Annotated in this window: 1 protein-coding gene and 1 pseudogene; both read left to right on the forward strand. The window is 68.1% G+C overall.

Annotated elements, in window-relative coordinates:
* The coding region (locus tag EOA29_RS38610; RefSeq protein ID WP_281061148.1) for a flagellar basal body rod C-terminal domain-containing protein at positions 1-308 on the forward strand (308 nt) is incomplete at its 5' end.
* Between the two features lie 4 nt (positions 309-312).
* Positions 313-780: pseudogene (fliI, locus tag EOA29_RS38615) on the forward strand (flagellum-specific ATP synthase FliI); the annotation flags it as partial.

The following is a 780-nucleotide window of genomic DNA, read 5'->3' on the forward strand; positions in this document are numbered from 1 at the left end:
GCGCCGACGGCTCGCTGAGGCAGAACGACCAGCTTGTCGGCGCCATCGGGCTCTATGATTTCGACCCCGGCGACAATTTTGTCCGTTACGGCAATTCCGGTATCGTGCCCGCGCGCACGCCGGAGCCTGTCACCGACCGCTCCAACGTCGGCGTCGCGCAAGGGTTTCTGGAAGAATCCAATGTCAATCCGGTGCTGGAAATGACCCGGCTGATCATGGTGCAGCGTGCCTTCGAGAACACGGCGGCGCTGATCCGGCAGAGCGCTTCCTCCACCGACGACGCGATCAAGACGCTCGGTTCGAAGTAACGGCATGGCGACCGGCTCGTCCCTGCTGCGCGCGCCCGAGAGGCTTGCCGAGGCCGGCTCGGCGGACAGGCTGTCGGCGCTCGAACGCGTCTGGCGGCGGTTCGACGATCCGCAAACAGTGCTCAGCCGCGGCGGCCGCGTCGTCGAGATCTCGCCAACCCACTATAAGGTGCGCGGCCTTTCGGATATCGCGAGGCTTGGCGACATCGTCGAGCAGCGCGGCAAGGCTGGGACCCGCCGCGGCGAGATCGTCAGAATAGGCCGCGACGAGGTCGTGGTCGCGCCGTTCGAGCGCAGCGCCGATGCCGGCATCGGCGACGCCGTGTTCCGGCGCGGTCCGCTTGGCGTCGCGCCGCACGGTTCCTGGCGCGGACGTGCCATCGACGCTTTGACTCGCGTCATCGACGGTGGCCCGCCGCTGATCAGGCCGAACGCCGGCGATGGCGCGCTGACGCCGGCGTTCGGCCTGATC

This window comes from Mesorhizobium sp. M1E.F.Ca.ET.063.01.1.1 (assembly GCF_003998155.1).
Lineage (GTDB): Bacteria > Pseudomonadota > Alphaproteobacteria > Rhizobiales > Rhizobiaceae > Mesorhizobium.